The 17308-nt window shown below is 39.1% G+C and carries 14 protein-coding genes; 1 reads left to right on the top strand and 13 read right to left on the bottom strand.

The annotated features are described in order from the left end of the window. Nucleotides 1–61: 61 nt before the first annotated feature. The 7 genes from FM071_RS00290 to FM071_RS00260 all read right to left on the bottom strand — a co-directional run bounded on the left by FM071_RS00290 (nt 62) and on the right by FM071_RS00260 (nt 8276). Nucleotides 62–1504: a TrkH family potassium uptake protein gene (locus tag FM071_RS00290; RefSeq protein ID WP_193110988.1), complete on the bottom strand. Its 1443-nt coding sequence runs from the start codon at nt 1502–1504 to the stop codon at nt 62–64. Continuing rightward, on the bottom strand, nt 1494–2810 hold the full coding sequence (locus FM071_RS00285) for an NAD-binding protein (RefSeq protein WP_193110986.1): 1317 nt from the start codon (nt 2808–2810) through the stop codon (nt 1494–1496). The genes FM071_RS00290 and FM071_RS00285 overlap by 11 nt, the downstream gene beginning before the upstream one ends. A 16-nt stretch (nt 2811–2826) precedes the next feature. Next, complete coding sequence (locus FM071_RS00280; RefSeq protein ID WP_193110984.1) at nt 2827–3465, bottom strand: DNA-binding protein; 639 nt, start codon at nt 3463–3465, stop codon at nt 2827–2829. Nucleotides 3466–3477: 12 nt separating this feature from the next. Then, nucleotides 3478–3975, bottom strand: coding sequence for a YajQ family cyclic di-GMP-binding protein (locus FM071_RS00275; RefSeq protein WP_193110983.1), 498 nt, complete (start codon nt 3973–3975; stop codon nt 3478–3480). Nucleotides 3976–4072: 97 nt separating this feature from the next. After that, nucleotides 4073–5968, bottom strand: coding sequence for a putative bifunctional diguanylate cyclase/phosphodiesterase (locus tag FM071_RS00270; protein ID WP_193110981.1), 1896 nt, complete (start codon nt 5966–5968; stop codon nt 4073–4075). Continuing rightward, a complete protein-coding gene (locus FM071_RS00265; RefSeq protein ID WP_193110979.1) occupies nt 5965–6381 on the bottom strand; it encodes a hypothetical protein in 417 nt (138 codons plus the stop codon). Before FM071_RS00265 ends, FM071_RS00270 begins: the two co-directional genes overlap by 4 nt. Then, nucleotides 6381–8276: a TonB-dependent receptor plug domain-containing protein gene (locus FM071_RS00260; RefSeq protein WP_193110978.1), complete on the bottom strand. Its 1896-nt coding sequence runs from the start codon at nt 8274–8276 to the stop codon at nt 6381–6383. Before FM071_RS00260 ends, FM071_RS00265 begins: the two co-directional genes overlap by 1 nt. 199 nt (nt 8277–8475) lie before the next feature. Here FM071_RS00260 and FM071_RS00255 point away from each other — a divergent pair, with 199 nt between their 5' ends. Then, nucleotides 8476–10191 carry a nitrite/sulfite reductase gene (locus FM071_RS00255; RefSeq protein WP_193110976.1) on the top strand — a complete coding sequence of 572 codons (1716 nt, stop codon included), beginning with the start codon at nt 8476–8478 and terminating at the stop codon, nt 10189–10191. Nucleotides 10192–10215: 24 nt separating this feature from the next. Here the strand turns inward: FM071_RS00255 and FM071_RS00250 are convergent, their stop codons facing one another. The 6 genes from FM071_RS00250 to flgE all read right to left on the bottom strand — a co-directional run bounded on the left by FM071_RS00250 (nt 10216) and on the right by flgE (nt 17302). Then, nucleotides 10216–10932 (bottom strand): succinate dehydrogenase/fumarate reductase iron-sulfur subunit, encoded by a 717-nt coding sequence (locus FM071_RS00250; RefSeq protein WP_193110975.1) that lies wholly within the window; start codon nt 10930–10932, stop codon nt 10216–10218. 3 nt (nt 10933–10935) lie between these two features. After that, complete coding sequence (locus FM071_RS00245; protein WP_193110973.1) at nt 10936–12444, bottom strand: FAD-dependent oxidoreductase; 1509 nt, start codon at nt 12442–12444, stop codon at nt 10936–10938. 167 nt (nt 12445–12611) lie between these two features. Next, nucleotides 12612–13013, bottom strand: a complete 402-nt coding sequence (locus tag FM071_RS00240) for a YqaA family protein (RefSeq protein ID WP_226960538.1) — start codon at nt 13011–13013, stop codon at nt 12612–12614. 6 nt (nt 13014–13019) lie between these two features. Next, on the bottom strand, nt 13020–13943 hold the full coding sequence (locus FM071_RS00235) for a D-2-hydroxyacid dehydrogenase (RefSeq protein ID WP_193110972.1): 924 nt from the start codon (nt 13941–13943) through the stop codon (nt 13020–13022). Then, a complete protein-coding gene (purT, locus tag FM071_RS00230; RefSeq protein ID WP_193110970.1) occupies nt 13944–15107 on the bottom strand; it encodes a formate-dependent phosphoribosylglycinamide formyltransferase in 1164 nt (387 codons plus the stop codon). A 53-nt stretch (nt 15108–15160) separates the two neighbouring features. Beyond that, complete coding sequence (flgE, locus tag FM071_RS00225) at nt 15161–17302, bottom strand: flagellar hook protein FlgE (protein ID WP_193110969.1); 2142 nt, start codon at nt 17300–17302, stop codon at nt 15161–15163. Between the last annotated feature and the right edge of the window lie 6 nt (nt 17303–17308).

Raw genomic sequence — 17308 nt, 5'->3', positions numbered from 1 at the left:
TCAAACCTTTTTATAATTATTGCACAAATCGAATCAAATGGAGTGTTTTTATCAAAAAATCCTAAAATTTCTTCCAAAAAGAGCTACTAAGCAACACAAAGACCGTATAGCACTCCAATCTTCCAATAATCATAGCCAACGAAAAGAAAAGTTTGTCAAAATCACTAAAGAATCCAAAGTTATCCGAAGGACCTACAAGAGAAAACCCCGGACCGACATTACCAACAAGAGCAAAAGCTCCTGAAATGGCACTCATGGCATCATAACCACGTGCATAAATGTAGATGGTTACAACAGCTACGGTAATCATAAAGAGCGTAAAAAAACCAAAGGTCGAGGAGAGGATTCTCTCTTTTTGTTTCAGACCATCGACAAAGACCGATATAATGGTATTTGGATGCAAGATACGTCTGAGTTCCGAAGCGAGCGTTTTAAAGATAATAACATGGCGAATGATCTTAATGCCCCCAGCCGTCGAGCCTGCATTACCGCCCATTAAAAGACCTACAAAGATGATAGCAATAGCAAGATGAGACCATGAACCGTAATCTATAGTCGCAAAACCAGTTGTCGTCATTACAGAAGCGATGGTAAAGCTTGAGTGTTTCAGCGCATCATAGAAGCCATCTCCGCTAATATCCATATGTACAAGACTCAAAGCAAGACTCAAAGCTAAAAAGATGAACAGATACCATCGCACCTCTTCACTTTTATAACCTGAAACATCTTTATGATAGAGCTTGAGATGTGCCAGAAAATTTATACCGGCAAGCAGCATAAAAATCGTTGTCGTCCAGATGATGCCATCTTGCGTGAAGTAACCCATAGAGCTGTTTTTTGTTGAAAAACCGCCTGTCGATATCGTTGAAAAAGCGTGATTGAGCGCATCGAACCAGCTCATACCGAAAAACTTCAAAAAGAGCATATCTACAAAGGTAAGAACGAAGTAGACAAGCCACAGGCTCAGCGCTGTATCTTTTATCTTTGGCGTAAGCTTTTCAAGCTGTACGCCTGTCGATTCCGCTTTAAAAAGCGACAAGGAACCCGTCGGATTTATCATAGAGAGCAGCCCGACACCTAAAACAATGACCCCAAGCCCTCCAAGCCAGTGCATCAGACTCCTGTGAAAAAGTATCATATGCGGCAGTGATTCTATATCTGTATAAACAGTGGCTCCCGTTGTTGTAAATCCGCTGATAGCTTCAAAAAATGCAGAAGCATAGGAGACATCCGTATAGAGAATAATCGGCATCGCACCGGCAACACCTAAAAGCAGCCATAACAGGTTAACAACTAAGATACTCTCTTTTATCTTTAAATTGAGCTCATGTTGTCGCAAAAAAAGCCAGATCGTTAGGTTGACAAAGAAAAAAAGAGCATCATAGAGTAAAAACTTCATATAATCCTCTTTATAGATCAATCCGACAACTATATCGAGCAAAAATATAGCAGAGATAGTCACCCCGATAATAGAGAGTATCTTGGTAATATTTTTATAGTTCATAGATCCACTGCTTCACTTTTGCACTCTCTCTCACGGTACAAAATGCCACAACAAGATCATCTTCTTGCAGGACTATATTTTCATTGAACAGATAAAGCTGCTCATTACGCATATAAAAGAGTTTTGATTTTGCTACTGAAAGAGATTTTACCTTTTTATTGACAAGTCCGGAACTTCGAAAGACCTTTCGCATAAAGACAACTGCTCTAGCCCCGCAATAACTTTTTTGGATAACGATGCCCGTAGAGCTGACCTCTTCTATAATGGTGTTATAGGCACTTATCTTTGGACCGCGCACGACAATGATACCGAGTGTATGCATCAAGTTGTAATACTCCATCTCATTGTTGATAGCCACTACTTTTTTGATGCCGCTTTCTTTTGCTTCAAGACATTTGATAATGTTGAATTCATCATTGTTTGTCGCAGCAATAAAGATATCTGCACTGTCAAGGTCTTCATCCTCAAAAACATCGTGCGTACGATATTTTGAATTGATAATGGGCACCTTTCCACCAAGCGCTTCATCTGCCAGCTCACACAGCTCTAAATTTTCCTCTACCAGTTTAACATCCCGTCCAATTTTTACAAGTTCGCCCGCAATCGACACGCCAAGCTCTTCGCCTCCAAAAACAACACATTTCTGTATCTCTTTTTTCGTATCGAGTTCAAGTTTTTGACAAATATTCCGTATCTCTTCTTCACGTCCGAAAAAATAGACAAGATCGTTTGGAAGAATTTCAACACTGTCATCAGCAGGAATGAAAAAATCTTTTTTCCGCTCAATACCCACAATACTAAAATGCTGTGATTGAAAACTTTGAGGAACAAAACGGCTTGAAACCATTACCGATATCAGTTTATGGTCTGTATATTTAAAAAATTTCACATTGTTGGCTTTTGGATAGGCAAGCAGCGAAGAGATTGTTTTAGAAGCCAGTTGAATAGGAAAAATAAGGGTATCTATCCCCAGTCTGCTCTTAATGTCGCTGTTATGAAAGAATTGTTTTTGCAGGCGCACAAACTTTCTGTCAATGTTTAAAACAGCTTCTGCCATTACAATAGAAATGAGATTGACGTTGTCAATGTTAGTGACGGCAATAAAGAGGTCAATATCTTTATCTGTAAAATTTGCGTATGTCTGTGAGTCTTCAACATCTCCGCGCAGAGGCATAATGTCAAGACTCTCCTGAATTCGATGAAGTGCTTCTGAGTTTTTATCGATAATGGTGACATTATGTCCTATACTCAAAGTTTTTGCAAGATTGAAGCCGACTTTTCCGGCACCTGCAATTATGATATTCATTATATTTCCTGTAAAATTATTTTATGAGATCACTATAATCATATTTCCCTGTATCAAGATAATATTTTGTTCCTATAATGACAATTCTCTCATCATTTTTAGCTTTTTCTTTAAATCTTTTTTTGATTTTTTTCATCTTTTTCTCTGAAAAACCAGATGATTTTAGATATTTCTTTAGAGAAATCACATTACTTTTTAATTCTTCCTCTTCAAGCTCGACCATTTCTGCTTCAAGAGTTTCTTCTGTCTCAAGCGGAGCGCCAAGCATAAATTTTGATGAAAGTGTTTGAAGAATATTTTTAAGCTGCTCATCTTTTTCTTTATAGATTGCCTCTATCTTTTGCCGCTCTTCAATAAGCATCTGCTCTTTTTGGTCACGCAGACTTCTTGTTTCATTTTCAAGCACTTCCACGCGCTCTTGAAGTTTTGCATTTTGTGCTTCGAGCAGTTTATAGTAACGATCATCATTTGCACTGTTTTTGACAGCTCTTTTTGAGACTGCTTTTTTCACACTCCTCGTCTCATCGACCATAACCATCTTCACACCGTCACTGCCCAGAGAACTTTTCAAAGAACCTCTGCGTATTCTGTTATGAATTGCCTCTTTGGATACTCCAAAAAACTCTGCTGCCTCTGCTACGCTCATCTTTTTCATAGATTTTCCCTTTTATCTCATATTTTCAAAGACAATAGGTGCTTCCCAGTCGCCTTCACGTACCATCTTCATCACCTTTTGCAGGTCATCAAGCTTTGCCCCTTTAACGCGGATATGATCGCACTCTATCTGGGCATTAACCTTCAGCTTCATCTTTTTAATGTCGGCAACGATCTTTTTAGCCTCTTTAGATTCAATATAATCAACCACTTTAAACGTTGCTTTTCTAGTTCCGCCGCTCGCATCTTCTACACGCAGTTCATCAAGAACTTTTGAAGAGAGTCCCTGCTTGAGTAGTTTTGCAATGACAATATCTTTGAGTGTGTCGAGTTTGTTGTCGGAGGATGCAACAAGCACCAAAACATTCTCTTTTTCTTTATAGTTTATCTCAAAAGTCGTTCCTTTGAAATCATAACGGTTTGCAATTTCCCGCTCTACAAGATTTATCGCATTTTTAAATAACTGCATATCTATTTTTGCAGAGATGTCAAATGAGTGTTCTTTAGCCATAACTAACCTTTTTTTGTTTGTTGTGTGCCAAATTATAGCATAGTTTGTTATAGGCTAACAATCTCATGTGTAATAATATTGGTTAGTAAAATATTCATTATAATGCCAAATCTTCTTGTGGTTTTGCAAGGTAGAAACCTTGAAGATGTGTTATACCAAGTTCTTTCACTTTTGTATATACTTCTTCTGAGTGTACAAATTCTGCAATAGTTTCAATATTAAACTCTTCTGTTAAATAGATAATTGATTTTACAATACGTTGCGAAACAGGAGAAGTATCTATCTCTTTTATCAAAGAGCCATCAATTTTAATAATATCTATTGGTAATTTTTGAAAAACAGCATAGTTGGCATATCCCGTACCAAAGTCATCGATAGCTATTTTGACACCAAATGATTTTATCTCTTGTATATGCTGTACAAGTGTAGCATCTGCTTCTAAAATTTCATTTTCAAGTAACTCTATTATAAGCCATGAAGCCAGTACTTTATTCGCCTTTAACTCTTCAATAATGATTCCAAAGATATTGCTGTCGACAATATCTGAAAAATTAAGATTCACACTGATTGACATCTTTGATTTTTCTATAGTCTTAAAGACATTTTCCAATACAATTTTTGTAAGGTCATTGTAAACATTAGTATGAGCAACTGTTGGCAAGAATTGACCTGGTAAAACTATAGTGCCATTTTTATCTTTTATACGTATAAGTGCTTCATATTTAGTTATATTGGAAGTATGTGCGTCAAAAATTGGTTGAAAAAAGACAAAAACTCTATTGTCCTCTATCGCTTCTTTAATAGCATTTATAGAGAGTTGGTGTATAGATGTTTCTTTTTTATCTTGTTCCTTCTGCTGTTGCTTATTATCTGTAATAACAAGATTTCTCCCCTCTCTTTTTGCTATATAAAGCATTTTGTCTGCATGTTTTATAGCATCACTGATTGACTTAAAATGGGTGGTATCACAAGTTATTCCTATAGAAAGAGTAAGTTTAATTGTGATATTGTCATAAACAAAAGAGGTCATTTCTATATGTTTTCGAATACGTTCTGCTACTTTTTTTGCCGTATAGTTATTTTCTTGTTGTTTTGAAATAAACAACAAAAACTCTTCTCCTCCAAAACGGACAAATATATCATTCGAACGAATCTCCTGTTTTATGATATCAGCAACATCTCTTAGAATTTTATCACCTGTTTTATGTCCATAAGTATCATTGACCTGTTTAAAATAGTCAATATCAAGCATAGCAATCTGATAGGCTGAAATATCTATTCTTTTAAGCAGTTCTCTAAGATAGGTACGATTGTATGCCTGTGTGAGAGGATCCGTAATACTCTCTTTTTTTGTTTTCAAATTTAAAAATGTCTGGTATAAGAGAATGAGCAACATGAGTAATATTGCAGCAAAAATATAGAAAAAAACATGCTTTAAAGGTATAGTGGCTTGCGTAATGTTACGTGGCAGTGCGGTAGAAAAATCTATTGCCAGAACAGCTTCTACAGTATCATTATAAATAATTGGAGCAAGATATGTTTGTGAAAGAGCGTCTATATTTTGTTGTGAGTATAATTGTGAGGTTTTACTTTTATAAACCTTTTCCCAAATTTTTTTATTGACATTAAGTTTTTCATCAAATGCACCTTTGTCCTCTTTACTGCCATCCAGTAGATAACGGAAATTATGATGTTTATCTCTATATAAAATATAAATATATTGATAAATTTCGGTATGCAACAGTGACATTTCCTCTTCTAAACGCTCTCTTAACTTCAAATTATTTTTTAGTTGTGCATACAAGTTTGCATCTATTTCATTGTGAATATGTTCATCAATATTTCGTGCTATCTCTTTTGTTTGTGTCAAAAAAATATTATCAATATTTATAGTCAATTGATCCTGTGTCTCTCCAAGTTTTACATAAAGATAAACAATAGAAAATACGATAGTTATAAAAATCAATATATATAATTTGACTAAATGCTTCATTCTTCTATATACTCTTGCATAGATGCTGGAAGTTTTATATGAAACTTTTTAAGATTTTTTTCTAAAAATATAATATTTGGCCGTCCTTTTTGCCAATAAAAACCACCAATTGCACTTGTTCTATAATTTTTTAGAAGTTTATAATCACAAACAAATTTAGGAGTTTCATTCTGTATATCAGATAAGTTTGTCAACAGGAGTATATCTGCATTTTTTTGCTGTTTAACAGGAGAAATGATTGCTAACTTTGCAAGTTGCTGTAACTTCTCTGTATTGTCACTCCACACTTTCACTCTTTTTTTAGTTGGAAAAAGGGCATGAAATATAGTATCATATATCTTCATCTCATAATTTAGATTGTTTGCTAAGAGTAGCTCTGAAAACAGGATAAAGAATATTAAAAACTGTTTCATTAGAACAAATATTCCATATTTAACCATACTTTTTGATCTCGTACAGGAAATTTCTGAGACACACCAGAATACACCTGCTCATATCCTTGATCAAGTATATTTTCTCCACGAAGTCCAAAGGAGAGGTCTTTTGTATGATGATATTTAACAGCAGCAGTCCAGTCTAAGCTTGCATCTACGCTGTAGGAACTGTAGCTATAACCGTTTTTATAATTGAACTCATTGTAAAAGTCAAATTTTTTATATGCATTGTAGCTGCGAATCAAACAACCAAATGGAGAAGATTGCTTTATGTCTGTATTATTCTCTCCATATGTTAAATTTATCAATAGTTTATTCTGTAGATTGAAAAAATATGTATAGTTCAACTGGTATAGTGTCTGTCTAGCTGTCTGTGATACATTCTTCCATCCATTTGTCGTTGTATAGTCATAAACTAAATTATTAGAAGTTTCCATCTGTGCAACTTCAAAGGATGTTTCATAATTTTGCTTCTTATATTTCATACTTAATGTATATATATCTGTTTTTGGTGTATCAATTTGCGGATTAGCACGATATGGAAGATTTTCAGGATTGTAAATCTGATAAAAACCAAGAGGAACATACCCCCTTGTGTAAAATGCTTTCAACTGAAGATCTTCAAGCTTTTTAATAATACCGGCACGAGCAACAAACTCATTTTGTGTTTTTATATCTTTGTTATAGCGAAAAAAGTCTCCTTTTAGAGAAGCCAACACTCTTAATGTATTGGAAATATCATAGTCATCTTCGCCATATATAGAATAAAGATTCAACCCATTTGAAAAATTATTTTTATGTGCATAACTATAAGTAGTATCATGAAAGTCTCCCTTAGCGGCAAACTCTTTGTATTTGTAAAATGCCCCCAGCATTACTTTATTATGTTTATAATCTAAATGCTTTTCAACACAAATATTAAAAATATCATCATTAAAACGGAGAGTATAGCTATTGATAAGCGGTGCATTGGCAATATGTATGCCATTTGGATCTTCATAATTACGGGTATAAGAGAGTCGATCATATGAAAGTTGTAATTTTAACTCATTTTCAAACTCTTGTGTGAAATGAATATAGTAATGATAGGCATCAAGTTCTCCGCCATCAGGAGTTCTGTGAATCCCTCTACCGAGGAAATCATTATCCTCTTTTTGATTAGCACCGACTTCAAGGTGGGATTTTTTATACTCCAAGCTTCCGTAAAGGTTATAATTATTAGTGTCACTATCATAGGTATATCTCTGCCCATTATAAATATTGTAATATTTTTTTCTTTTTGTATCTGCAACATTGGCATAAGCAAAATAAGATATATCATTGTCAATTTCGCTGGCAGTATAGAAGTTTGTATCATAACTGCCTTTGTTATCTGCCATTAGACGAACTTTTGATCCACTGTCACGCTTGGCATTTTTTGTATATAGTCGTATAATAAAAGCTGCATTTTCATTGCCAAATTCCAAAGACGAAGTAGCTTTATACACCTCTATATGGTCTATATATTCAACAGGCATATTACCCCAAATCAGTAAAGCACTTCCAAAAGAGCTTGAGCTCATCTCGTGATCATTGATATAAAGACGCGTATAGGTAAGTGGCATTTTTGAAGTACTTGATGGTGCCAGCAAAGTCAAATTATTTGTGGCACGCAGTAGATGGATTCCAGGTATAGTCTGCAAAATATCTTGCAAATTATGTACCTGCATCTTTTCCAGATCCTGTCTTGTATATACTTCCACTATTCCTGCTGAATCATGTTTTGTAAACTTTGATAGATCTGAATCAGTCTTGTAGTTTTTGAGTAGAGAACTAAGATCTTCAGCTTGTAATATAGAAGACAAAATAAATAATAAAAAGTATAAAAAAGGCATTTAAATATCCTTTATCCTATATATTAATTTTCACCGATTATAATCCTAGAAACTTAAAAAGTAAGTAAAAATAAGAAAAAATTTACAATCTCGTCTTTTTCTTCTCTCTAAGAGATAAGGCTTATATAGATATCCTTGATATATATCAAGATTTTAGTAGCTTTTTTTGTTAATATTCTCTACAAAGAATGGAGTTGTCATGTCTGAAGAATTAGAGAAGAAATTAAACAAGCGTGAACAGTACAAAGCGCGTATGAAACCTTATGATTACTACACTAAGGAATTTGACACTATTGATTTCGATTCTCTTGGAGAGGGCGACCGATACTATCTACAGGATTTTGGAATATTCAATACCGACTTCCTGGAAGATGAGTTCACTATCCGCCTGCGTAACGGTGATGGCGGACACTTTAGTGCAAAAGATTTTCAATTTTTGGCAGAGCTTGTAGAAGAGTACGACCTTACACTTGTCATTACAGCTCGTGCAAGTTTTCAGCTTCATGATGTCTACTCTGACGATGTAGCCAAAATATGGCACAAACTCAATGATAATAATCTCACAACCTGGCAGAGTTTTGGAGACAACATCAGAAATATCGTTACAGATGTTTATGACGGGGTCAGCAAATACGGGCATATCGAGGCACATCCAATCATCAAACAGATGAATGATTACATCATCAAAAATCCAAAATATGTCGGTATGCTCCCCCGTCGCGTTAGCATCGGTATCTCAGGAAACAGTGCAAATGTAAACTCCTTCTTTGCAAACGATCTTTACTTCGCGTTAGCTGAAAAAGACAATGTTTACGGCTTCAATGTCTACATGGGAGGTAAAAACACTGAAATATCCAAAGATGCGGACATCTTCTTGCGTGAGGAAGAAGTCTTTGATTTTTTCAAAGCCTTTGTAGAAACCTTTTATACACACGGCTCACGTTTTTCACGTTCCAAAACCCGCCTTTTTTATATGATAGAGTCCATGGGGCTTGAAAAACTTAAAGAACTCATTGAGAGTGTTTATAACAAAAAGTTTGTTAGTGCAGGCAAACTACAGCTTGAACATGTTGACTTTAAGGAGTTCGAAGAGCTGCGTGACGGTTCATGGGGTTTTTGTTATCAGAGTGATTTTGGAAGGATTAAAGCGGATGAACTGCGTGAGTTAAGCGATTTCGTCACACAAAACAGTGCCCAAATACGCATAGGAACCGATCAAAATATCTACATACTAGGACTCAAAGACAGATCTGTTCCTTTTAGCTCTCCGGCACTCAGTTCCACCATCGTTGCCTGTGCGGGAAACCTTTGCCCCTATGCCGTTTGGAGCATCAAAGATGAAGCACATGAGTATCTTCCGCTTGAGAAAATTTACAACAACCGTATCAAGGTCGGTTTTTCAGGCTGTGCTAAAGGATGTGGCCGCCACCGCCATACCGACATCGGACTCATCGGTCTTAAAACAAACAATTTTGGAGCGACAGATGGAGGAGCAAGAATTTTCATAGGTGCAGAACATGATAATGGACAGAGTGTTGCTAGACAGCTTTTTTCTATGGTGCCCTTTGTCCATCTCAAAGCAACCGTTACACTTGTTATAGAACTGTTTGAAAAAAGCGGCTATCAAAACTTTCAACTCTACGCCCATAATATTCTCAACAGATATTCAGAAGATTTCTTAGCCCTCTGGCATCTCTACAATCTAAAAAACAAAACATCCCATCCGCTCCCAAAACAAAGCACTGCTCTCACGCAAGAAGAGGAGACAACATTGCTACATGAACACTTTGAAGATCTTGCACTTGTAGAAGATGATATGAAAAAAAGCGTCAGCACAATGGTGAAAGAGTTATGGACGGTAGCCGGAGAAGATCCGCACTATAAACCACCCATCGAGAGAACAAACTTTAGATAAAATAGACTTCTACAAGAAGTCTATTTAAAAGCTAGGGCTTCCATCAAACCCGAAGCCGCTGTCAAAGCCTCCGCCGAAGTTTCCAAAATTTGGATCCATATAACCAAACTGTGAAGATTTTGCACGGAGTTTTTCTATGTCTGCTTTGCTCGATATCCCCTGCGGACAGACGACTGTACACTCATTACACAAAGTACAGTCCCATACTCCGTTTGTCTGAATAGTGTCTATCTTCTCTTTTGGTTCACCCTCACGCTTGTCACTAACATATTTCCAAACACCTGTCAGTGCAAAAGGCCCTAAGAACTCTTCATTTACAGCATAAACAGGACAGGCCGAGTAACATGAACCGCATAAGATACAGTCACTTTGTAACTCGTTTATCTTCTCATCTTCATGTGTGAGTTTTGCTTCACTGTTGTAACTCGAAAGCCATGTTTTTGCACGTTTGTTAGCCTCAAGTGATTTTTGCATATCGACGACAAGATCACGAAGCAGCGGCATATTTTTAAGCGGCTCTATCTTGTCACCCTCTTGCACTTTATATGAGCAAGCAAGTACCTCTTTGTCATTGACGCGAACCGCACAGCTTCCACAAACACTACTGCGGCATCCGCTGCTGTAAGCAAGGGTGTTATCCTGCTGCGTTTTTATCTTATCAAGCAGCTCAAGCAGCGTGGCATCCTGCATATCGACATCATACTCTATGAAATCATATTCTCTTTGGATCGTTACTTTCATGCTCTACTCCTTAGCCATAAAGTGCGCACCGACACTCTCTTTTCTGGCAAGTGCACCTGTTATAACAGCCTCACTCGCATCGAGCATATTGCGAAACTCTAAAAACTCTATGAGATTGGTGTTATAACGCAGTGAGCTCTCTTGTGTGCCCATTTTTGTCAGGTTTTGCTGACACTCTTTTACAAAGCCGAGTGCCTCTTGCAATTCACTTTCACGCCGGACAATCCCGACCTTTGCATACAAAAGATTACCAAGTTCCTCACGCAGAGTGTAAAAATCAAGCTCTTGTGTAAACTCCTGTGCTAAAAAGTCATCTTTTGCTGAAGCCGTTGCGTGAGATGCTATCTCCTGTGCCCGCTTCGCTGCATTCTCTCCTGCTTCACGTCCAAACACAACGATCTCAAGCAGGGAATTGCCACCGAGTCTATTTGCTCCGTGAACCCTGTGGTTCGAACACTCCCCACAGGCATACAGCCCTTCAATAGAACTCTGCGAGTTATTGTCAACCTCAATGCCACCCATTGTATAGTGTGCTACGGGCTTAATAGGTATGAGATCATAAACGGGATCGACATTTTCATACAGTTTTGCCAGTTTTCTCTCCTGAGGTAGGCCTTCATCTATAAAAGCCTCTCCCAAATGGCGAATATCCAAAAAGATATCTTCACCTTTGTTCATCTCGGCATAAATAGCACGACTCACTTCATCACGCGGTGCTAACTCGTTAGTGAAACGCTCCCCTTTGGAGTTGAGCAGATAACCGCCCTCACCACGGGCTGATTCGCTGATGAGAATGGAGGAATTTTTAAGTCCTGTCGGATGAAACTGCACAAACTCCATGTCTAAAAGCTTCGCTCCGGCACGTGCAGCCACGGCAATGCCGTCACCTGTGGATTTTACAGAATTTGTCGAGTTCTTATCATAGATGCGGGAATAGCCTCCGGTTGCCAAAATAACAGACTTCGCAAAATAACTCTCTTTGGATCCGCTGCGAATGTCCATCACCACAGCACCGCAAGCAACACCATTTTCATCCGTTAAAATCTCCAAAAGAAGCTTTTCGTTTTTCATCTCTACATCATGTTTCAAAGCCTCTTCGTAGAGTGTGTGCAGAATCTTCAATCCGGTATAGTCCTGTGCATAACAGGCACGAGGAGCACTTGCCCCGCCAAGCTTTCTCTGCGTTATCTTTGCATCTGCCGTGCGTGAGAAACAGACCCCGATACTATCGAGCCATGCAATCGTCGCCGGTGCTTCAGAACACATATAGCGCACTGCTTCCTCAGAGGCCAGACCGTGAGCTGATTTCAAGGTATTTTGAATATGATCTTCAATGCTGTCAGCTGCAACATTGCCAAGTGCCGCATTGATCCCGCCCTGCGCCATGCAGGTTTGACTTCTAGTAGGGTACTCTTTTGTAAGCACCACTACATCTACACCTGCTTTTTTCGCCGCGATCGCTGCCGTAAGTCCTGCTCCGCCAGCACCGATAATGAGTACATCTGTTTTCATCTCTACACATCTCCTACAAGATTTTATTTTATACTATTGGGATTATATAAGTTTTATTGGAAAGCTTTTTAGAGGCTCAGACCAAAGGGAGGATTTGTCCTCTCAAAAGTTTTTCAATAAAACTGGCTAACACGCTTTAGAGCTACTCTTTGTAAAAAGTAAAAATATTATACATACCCTAAAGCAAAATATCGCAATACCCGCAAACTCCCCGCTATTATAACAAACCAGACAAATTTCAGCCTAACAAGTCCGGCAACTATCGTCAGCGGATCGCCAATAATCGGCAGCCACGAAAGCAGCAGCGCATAGTAACCATACCTGTGCCCAAGCAAAAAAGCCTTTTTTCCTACTCGGGAGTGAAATAACTTTCGTTTTGTCGCTTCATAAAGAAAATATCCAAGATAATAGTTCAAGATAACTGCCAGGATATTTCCGCTTGAAGCAGCAAGCATTGCGTGAGAAAAAGGCATACCACTTTTGAGTGCCGCCACAAAAGCTACCTCTGAAGAAAAAGGCAAAATAGTCGCCGCCAAAAAGGCAGAGATAAAAAGGGCAAACTCCGCCATTGCGGACTAAAGACTCTCTTTTATATTTTGACATACTGAAGCGATAAGCTTCTCACGTGCTTCAACACTTGTCCAAGCAATATGTGGCGTGAGGTAGAGTCGTTCAGAGTTTTTTACCTGTAAAAGCGGACTATCTTCAGGCAACGGTTCTTTGGCAAAGACATCCAGCCCAAAACGAATATCTTTCTCATCGACAAGTTTGGCAACGGCTGCTTCATTGATGATACCGCCACGACCCAGATTCAGCACAACTGCCCCATCTTTACAACTTGCTAGCTTTTCATAGTCCAACATATTCATTGTTTTATCATTTAGTGGAGCATGGATCGTTACAATATCGCTCTCACGCAGAAGATCTTCAAGCGTCGTTCTAGCAAAGGCTTCATTTCTGTTAACACCGCTTGTCGAGTAGTAAGAGACTTCCGCGCCAAATGCCTGTGCTACATTTGCTACACCCCGTCCTATCTCACCAAGCCCGATGATACCCCATTTTTTACCCTTAATCTCAAAAAACGGATGACTGACATCTGTAAAGATGCTGCTGCGTGAGTATTTTTTTGATTTTACTGCTTCATCGTAGTAACGTGAATGTCCTATGAGGTAAAAAAGCATAGAAAAGGTATGCTGCACAACCGAGTCTGTTGAATATCCTGCAACATTTTTCACCTCTATGCCAAACTCACGTGCGGATTCGAGATCGACATTGTTCGTTCCTGTCGCTGCTACACAGATAAGCTTGAGATTTTTACTCTTTTGCATATGCTCACGCGTTATAACGACCTTGTTTGTGACAATGACCTCTGCATCTTGAACTCTTGCCTGCGTGAGTGAAGGCTCTGTTGCCGCAAAATTCTCAACCTCACCCAAAGCGTCAAAACAACTCAGGTCAGTGTTACCAAATGTTATACTGTCTAAAAGGACGATCTTCACTTATGCGTCTTTTACTTTCGTTATAAGCTCACGCGCTTTTTCAAGTGCCGCTTCAACCTTGTCAAAAACAAGTGCGACAGCTAAGCGGCGTCCCTTATGGGCTTCCGGTTTTCCAAAGACACGAACAAAGGAGTTCTCACTAAAGAGTGAATCATCTACATCAACGACCGGCGCATAATTATGCACCTCTGATTTAAACGCGGCAGATGCACCATCACCGTAAAAAGTAAACCCAAGCGGCAGACCAAGAACGGCTCTTAGATGCAGTGCAAACTCACTCTGACTCTGTGTAATGAGCGTCACCATTCCAGTATCGTGCGGACGAGGAGAGACCTCTGAGAAATAGACCTCATCACCTTTTACAAAAAGCTCAACTCCAAAGATACCCTGACCGCCAAGACCGTCCGTGATGGCTTTTGCGATATCCTGTGCATTTTTCTTCGCCGCTTCGCTCATCTGCATCGGCTGCCAAGAGAAGACATAATCACCGTCACGCTGTTCATGCCCGATAGGCTCACAAAAAACGGTCTCTTTACCGTTTCTAGCTGTAAGCATCGTAATCTCATAATCAAAATCGACAAAGGCTTCAACAATGAGCTCACTTGCATCTCCACGGGCCTCTTTAGCAATCTCCCAAGAGTGAGCAACTTCATCTTCACTTCTACAAATGCTCTGCCCGTGACCGGATGAACTCATAACAGGCTTGATAACACACGGATACCCCATACGCTTGCTAGTCTCACGCAAACCCTCTTCGGTTGTAACAAATTCATACGGACCTGTTTTTAATCCCAGTGTTTCCGCAGCGAAAGTACGGATGTTCTTTCTGTTCATTGTTTTACTTACGGCATTGGCATTAGGAATGACATTGTAGCCTTTGTCTTCAGCTTCAAAAAGAGCGTCAATGCTGAGTGCTTCTATCTCCGGCAGAATATAGTCGGGTTTTTCACGGTAGATGATCTCTAAAAGTGCGTCTTTGTCCTGCATATTGACAACATGACTTCTATGCGCTACCTGATGTGCCGGTGCATCTGCATATCTGTCAACGGCAATAGTCTCAAGACCTAAGCGCTGTGCTTCAATGATAACTTCTTTGCCAAGCTCACCGGAGCCGAGTAACATGATTTTTTTTGAGTTTGATTTAAGAGGGGCTGAAAATCTCATAGTGCTATAATCCTTGCAATTTATTACTAGGATTATAGCAAATTAGGATTAAATTACTGTTTTAATCCTATGAGCGTCTGAAGAAGTTGATCGGATGTCGTGATTGTTTTTCCGTTTGCCTGAAAACCACGCTGAATGATGATGAGCTGTGTAAGCGCACGGGAAAGGTCGACATTTGATGCTTCAAGTGCCGCAGACTGGATAAAACCACGTCCCGAAGTTGCAGCCGTACCGATGATAGGATCTCCAGAGTTGGCAGTTTGAATGTAAACATTACCCCCTTCTGTTGAGAGCCCTTCATTGTTGGTGAATTTTGCCATAGCGATCTGTGCAAGACCAAAAGAGCGGCCATTTGAGAATGAACCGACTAGTGTTCCCGACTGATCGATTCTTATCCCCACAAGATCCCCTCCGGTATATCCGTCTTGAGATATTCCCGAAGTAGATGAGCGGCTGTCAAACGACGTCATACCGTCAAACTTATTCGCTGTACCGAATGATAGGCTTACCTGCTGATCCGGTGCCGAACCATTATTTCCTGAAAAAGAGACATTCGGTGGATTGTACGTTGCCAATGAACCGTCATTATTAAAACGGATAGAACCTGTTTTTTCATTAAAAGGAGCTACCGTGTCAATCGTCGCCGGAGAAGGTACAGAGACTTTCATCGCCCATGTACTTCCTGTTGAAGTATCGACTGCAACTTTTCTAAACTCCATTCTAAGTGTATGTTTTGAACCGAGTGAGTCAAAGATATCTATCGAACTTGAGTGCGTCGCAGCATTGAAACTCTGAGAAAATGCTTTTCCTGTCGTTCCTGCAGGCAGCACAGAGTTAAGTGCTTGCATATTTCTTGTAAAACGTTCATTTTCCGAAATTCCTGCAGCCGATAATCCCGTAATATTCAAAGAAATATCATAATCATCATCTGCCCCACCCGGATTGGTTATAACAAATTTTCCTTGATCATTGATACTAACAGTAATATTACTTTCCGGCGTAACACCATCACCATCCGTATCTACAGCCTGTGCTTCCTGCTCCAAGGCATAACGGAGATCAGCAAGTGTTGTAAACTTTTTGTCAGATCCTGCAGCTGTAGCCGAAGAGTTTGGATCATATTGATATCTATATGCTGTAGTTACTGTTGCACTTGGCACACCACTATTTCCGTTATTATCAGTAAAGTTAATATTATGTGAAGCCGATGCATTTGAATTGGTATTTAACAAATCAATATAGTAGTTTGGCCCGGCTGTTACTCTGACACTTGCAGAAACACCTGTAACAGCACTCTGTGCATTGATCGCAGAGACATATCTGTTAGCATTATCTGCGGCAGTGTTCCCAGCGGCACCACCTGTTGTCGTAATATTTTTAGTACTGCCATCATCCAAAGTAAATGTAACATCAAGTTCACCTGCACCACCACTTACAGCCGTTGTACCATTGAGTGCCGTATTTTGAAATGACGCCCATATCCCCTGATCTTTTTGCAACGAAAATGCTTCACCGGTTTCATTGAACATAACACCAACGTCACCAGATGCTATTGGGTTTCCATTTTCATCTATTGCCGGAGGAGTAGGTGCTGCCGGTGGTGGTCCAGCAGGCACTTGATATGCCGGTGAAAAGCTCTCAATTTGGCTTCCTGAATTAAGATTTGCTTTTAAAACAACTTCTTGAGTCGGGCTTGCCGGAGTTGTCAATCCAGGCGGGATATTGATGTCTGTAATCGGTGCAGTAGAGTCAACCTTGCCGCTTACCGGATCACGCAGCCAACCTTGTGCAATAAAACCGTTATTATCAACAAAGTTTCCGCCTGCATCGAACTTAAAATCCCCTGCACGTGTATATTTATAGGTATTACCACCATCTGGAGAGATGATGAAAAAGCCGTCTCCCTGAATAGCAACATCCGTATTTTTATCTGAATTTTGTACAGAGCCTTGAGAAAAGATACGTGTCATAGAGCTTGCTGAAGAACCAAGCCCTACCTGAACGGGATTTTTACCGCCAAGCTGTCCCTGTGGAGCTGTTGCGATAGCTTTTGTCTGCGCCAAAAGATCTGAAAAATTTGCACGAGAGTATTTAAAGCCGGTTGTATTTACATTGGCAATATTATTTGATTCTACATCCATCGCAACTTGGTGCGATTGTAGTCCGGAGACTCCGGAAAAAAGTGATTTTAACATATGAAA

The sequence above is a fragment of the Sulfurimonas paralvinellae genome, from assembly GCF_014905135.1.
Taxonomy (GTDB): Bacteria; Campylobacterota; Campylobacteria; order Campylobacterales; family Sulfurimonadaceae; genus Sulfurimonas; species Sulfurimonas paralvinellae.
Note: the sequence above shows the minus strand (reverse complement) of the source record. Positions and strands in the feature narration are given on the sequence as shown.

Bases quoted from the DNA above. Each gene is read 5' to 3' on its own strand.
- FM071_RS00290 (WP_193110988.1), bottom strand. From the start codon at position 1,504: ATGAACTATAAAAATATTACCAAGATACTCTCTATTATCGGGGTGACT.
- FM071_RS00285 (WP_193110986.1), bottom strand. From the start codon at position 2,810: ATGAATATCATAATTGCAGGTGCCGGAAAAGTCGGCTTCAATCTTGCA.
- FM071_RS00280 (WP_193110984.1), bottom strand. From the start codon at position 3,465: ATGAAAAAGATGAGCGTAGCAGAGGCAGCAGAGTTTTTTGGAGTATCC.
- FM071_RS00275 (WP_193110983.1), bottom strand. From the start codon at position 3,975: ATGGCTAAAGAACACTCATTTGACATCTCTGCAAAAATAGATATGCAG.
- FM071_RS00270 (WP_193110981.1), bottom strand. From the start codon at position 5,968: ATGAAGCATTTAGTCAAATTATATATATTGATTTTTATAACTATCGTA.
- FM071_RS00265 (WP_193110979.1), bottom strand. From the start codon at position 6,381: ATGAAACAGTTTTTAATATTCTTTATCCTGTTTTCAGAGCTACTCTTA.
- FM071_RS00260 (WP_193110978.1), bottom strand. From the start codon at position 8,276: ATGCCTTTTTTATACTTTTTATTATTTATTTTGTCTTCTATATTACAA.
- FM071_RS00255 (WP_193110976.1), top strand. From the start codon at position 8,476: ATGTCTGAAGAATTAGAGAAGAAATTAAACAAGCGTGAACAGTACAAA.
- FM071_RS00250 (WP_193110975.1), bottom strand. From the start codon at position 10,932: ATGAAAGTAACGATCCAAAGAGAATATGATTTCATAGAGTATGATGTC.
- FM071_RS00245 (WP_193110973.1), bottom strand. From the start codon at position 12,444: ATGAAAACAGATGTACTCATTATCGGTGCTGGCGGAGCAGGACTTACG.
- FM071_RS00240 (WP_226960538.1), bottom strand. From the start codon at position 13,013: ATGGCGGAGTTTGCCCTTTTTATCTCTGCCTTTTTGGCGGCGACTATT.
- purT (WP_193110970.1), bottom strand. From the start codon at position 15,107: ATGAGATTTTCAGCCCCTCTTAAATCAAACTCAAAAAAAATCATGTTA.
- flgE (WP_193110969.1), bottom strand. From the start codon at position 17,302: ATGTTAAAATCACTTTTTTCCGGAGTCTCCGGACTACAATCGCACCAA.